The following is a 3692-nucleotide window of genomic DNA, read 5'->3' on the forward strand; positions in this document are numbered from 1 at the left end:
CACGTGCCTTGACCGCGCCGCGTGTAATTTCGAAAGCTTCCGCGAACAATGAGCGTGTTCGGAGCGCTGGCGATCTCAGCCGGCGCCTTTTCCGTCGCATGCTCTCACCGCTTGGGAGTAACCGATGGCCACTGCTGCCACTGCCACCGCTGCCACTGCCGCCGCCAAAGACGAGCAAACCGCCCACCGTTTCGCCAAAGACCAGCTCAAGGCCTTTGTCGAACGCGTCGAGCGCCTCGAAGAAGAAAAGAAGGCGATCGCCGACGACATTCGCGACGTCTATGCCGAGGCCAAGGGCAACGGCTTCGACGTCAAGGCGCTGCGTACCATCGTCCGCCTGCGCAAGCAGGATGCCAACGAGCGCGCCGAAGCGGAAACCATCCTGGAGACCTACATGCAGGCGCTGGGGATGCTGTAATCAGCCCGCGTCAGCGCAGCGAGGCGGTGCGCAGCGTGAGGGATTGCGTCGAGAGCATCGCGGTCGACGATCCGGTGAAGCGGTCGCAGCTCAGCCCCATCATCGGATCGTCCGAGAACGCCATGGCGATCGCGGCCTGCGGCTTGACGAAATAGACCCGCATCGCGGTCATGTCGGCGTCGCCGAGCAGGGTGACGTTCATCGAGCTGGAGGCACTTGGCGCCAGCATCATGACCCGCATCCACGCATCGTTGCCGGCCGAGGCGGTGAGCCGCGTCGAGGTCGCAACCACGCCACCCTGGCCCTGCGGTCCCTTGGCAATGACGGTGTCGATTCCGGTGGCGACCGCCGGGTTGCGCGGGGCATTGGCGGGGTGGATGCTGCGGGGGATCGGCGCGCTGGCCGCGACGATATTGGCGCGGTCCGCCGGCGAATTGGCCGGTGGCGCATAGGCCAGCGCCTGGAATGCGGCGGAAACGCTCGATGTCGGCTGCGGGTCCGCGGCCGCCAGTGCCTGGCGGGCGTTGATGGCGGCGACCTGCGCCGGCGTTGCTTGTTTCGGCGTCGCCGGGACGTCGTCCCAGAAGCCGCGGGCATTGATGATGTCAGCGGCCGTCTGCGGTCCGGCTTCTGCCTTCGGACTCGCAGCCGGCTTGGGTTTTGCGGGCTGAACGACCTGCACGTCGGCCGAAGCCAGCTGCAGGGCCGCGGTGATCCGAGGTTTCGCGCGCGGCATCGGCACGGCATCGGCAGACTTGGCGGGAACGGCCGATGCCGTCACGTCCACGGAGGCCGGCTTTTCGCTGACGGGTGCAGCGCTTGCGCCTTCATCCTCGTCGTCACTCGACTTGCCCTTGAATAACGCTGCGAACAGGCCCGGCTTGGTCCTGGTCAAGGCCTCGTCGCCATTGTCGCGCTTTTCGATGTCGGCGCGGGCCAGTTCATATCCCTTCAACGGCGTGCCGTCGGTGGGGATATGCACGGTGCGGCCGTCGGGGAAGACGCGGGCGAGTTGGTCGTGAGTCATGCGCGGCCAGTGGCGGATGCTCCCGGTGTCGAGGTGGACGAAAGGCGAGCCCGAGGTCGGATAGAAGCCGACGCCGCCACGCTGCAGCCGAAGGCCTGCGAAGCGGATTTGCTCGAGCGGCACGTCCGGAATGAAAAAGTCCATGGCGTGGCCGAGCATATGCTGGCTGAAGCGCGCCACCCCCGACGAACGGCGGCGGAGCATGGCGTTGGTGGCGGGGGAGCGGTAGGAGGAGATGATCTGGATCGGCTTCTTGCCGTCGACGTCGCGGTAGACTTCCCAGATGATGTCGAACAAATGACGATCCATCACGGTCTGGTCCTGGGTGCGCCAGTCGCGCAGATAGTGATTGAGCTCTTTCAGCGCTTCCTCGTCATAGCGTCCGTCGCGCTTGAAGGTGACGGTGAGGTCTTCGCCGGAATGGGTGTGGTGGAACGAAAGCGTGCGGGTGTCGTTCAGCGCCGTCGCGTCGTGGACCGACCCGGCTCCCATCAGGAGCAACAACGAGGCGAGGCCGAGTTGAACCCCGGCTTTCGGCAACGATAGCGAGTTGAATTGGCGTGCGAAACCAGTCAGCACGGATTGAGCCCACCCAGAGGACGACCGATCAATGAACTCTTCCGCTACCCCGTGTGGCGAAAGAGGGTTAACGCAGTCTTAACGCTGGGTGGGTTAATCGAGAATTAAGCCCCACCCCCCAAGTCGCCTTAACCTAACCCGCCGAGTGTGGCGAAAAAGTGCCCTGGTTAAATCGCGGTGGACAATGGTTAATGCGAACGGCCCCGCCGGAGGGCGGGGCCGTTGATTTCACTGGGAGATTCAATCAGGCCGCTTGAATATGGTGAACGATCAGCGGGTGATCACCCGCCGAGGCGGCGGCTGCCGGCGGCCCACCGGGGCGGGCGGCGGCGTCGGCGGCCCGAACAGCCGCTCGAAGAATGACGGCCCCGAAGAGAAGCTGGAATTGTCGCTGGCGAAGCTGACGCCGGGCGGCAGGCTGCCGACCGGATGCGAATAGCCCGGCTGCGAATGCGCAATGACGTTCTCCAGATCCCTGCTTCTGCCGCCCTTGAGCAGCGACAGCATGGTGGCGTCGCGGCCATAGACGTCCTTGCGGAATTGCAGCTTGCCCGCGTCGTCCACGAACGCCGTCTGGTAGGTGATGTTGACCGGGATCGGCGTCGGGAATTTCAGGTCGATCTCGCTTTGGCCATACATGCTGCGGATCTTTTCGGGCGTGTAGTGCTCGTTCGGCTCGGTGATGTTGAGCAGCGTCGCCGCATATTGATCGGGATTCTGCACCCGCATGCAGCCATGGCTGAACGCGCGATCTTCCTTGGCGAACAGCTCCTTGTTCGGGGTGTCGTGCTGGTAGACCAGGAACTTGTTCGGGAAATTGAAGCGGATACGGCCGAGCGCATTGGCTTCGCCCGGCGGCTGCGAAATGTGGATGGAGCCGTCGCGGGCGCGATCGAGCCTCAGCCCCATGCGCGTCAGCACGGTGGGATCCTGCTGCAGCGCCGGCAGGTACTCGTTATAGATGATCGAGGGCGGCACGTTCCAGGTCGGATTGACGGTGATGAACTTCATGGTCTCGGTCAGAAGCGGCGTGGCGTGAACGCCGGGCTGTCCGGTGACCACCTTGGTGGTCCAGACCTGCGCGCCATGCTGCATCACCTTGAGCGTGTAGTCCGGGATGTTGAGAATGACATAAGCGTCGCCGATCGCCGCTGCTCCGAGGTCGCGCGGCAGCCAGCGCCAGCGCTCCATGTTCACCAGGATCGTATCGATCTGGCGGTCGCGCTTCGGGCTGTTGATGGCCTTGATGGTCCGATCGTCGAGCACGCCGGTCGGTTTCAGTTCGGCCGTTGCCTGGAACTTGCGCACGGCTTCGGCGACCTTGGCGTCGTAGTGAGGGTCGTCGGGATTTTCGAGGCCAAGCTTGGCGCGTAGTTGCGGCACGCGTTCATCTTCCACTTCGATCGCGGGCTGGTTCTTGGTGCGCGCCGGCGTGTACTTCAGCGCCGGTCCGTCGGCGATCCGGACCATCGGTCCGTCGCCCTGGCCGCGCAATTCGGCAAGCTTCTTCCTCAGCGCCAGATAGAGCTTGTGTGGAGGGTTATAGCTGTCGAGAGCAATTGAAGCGTCCTTTGCCGACGTGATGTTGGCGAGCACCTCGGTCGGATCGGTCGGGTGTTCCGGATATTGAATATCGCCCGATACCTGCGACCAGTGCATCCGGCCGCT

3 protein-coding genes are annotated in these 3692 nt (G+C 64.1%); 1 reads left to right on the top strand and 2 read right to left on the bottom strand.

The window, feature by feature from the left end; genetic code table 11:
- Positions 1-124: 124 nt before the first annotated feature.
- Positions 125-418: a DUF2312 domain-containing protein gene (locus VK804_RS30705; RefSeq protein ID WP_325752042.1), complete on the top strand. Its 294-nt coding sequence runs from the start codon at positions 125-127 to the stop codon at positions 416-418.
- Between the two features lie 10 nt (positions 419-428).
- Here the strand turns inward: VK804_RS30705 and VK804_RS30710 are convergent, their stop codons facing one another.
- On the bottom strand, positions 429-2024 hold the full coding sequence (locus VK804_RS30710; RefSeq protein ID WP_325752043.1) for a DUF882 domain-containing protein: 1596 nt from the start codon (positions 2022-2024) through the stop codon (positions 429-431).
- Between the two features lie 270 nt (positions 2025-2294).
- Positions 2295-3692 (bottom strand): L,D-transpeptidase family protein (locus VK804_RS30715; protein WP_325752044.1); only part of this gene is annotated, 1398 nt, incomplete at its 5' end.

This window comes from Bradyrhizobium sp. (assembly GCF_035484855.1).
Taxonomy (GTDB): Bacteria; Pseudomonadota; Alphaproteobacteria; order Rhizobiales; family Xanthobacteraceae; genus Bradyrhizobium.

Excerpts from the sequence above, each read along its gene's own strand:
- VK804_RS30705 (WP_325752042.1), top strand. The coding sequence starts at position 125 with ATGGCCACTGCTGCCACTGCCACCGCTGCCACTGCCGCCGCCAAAGAC.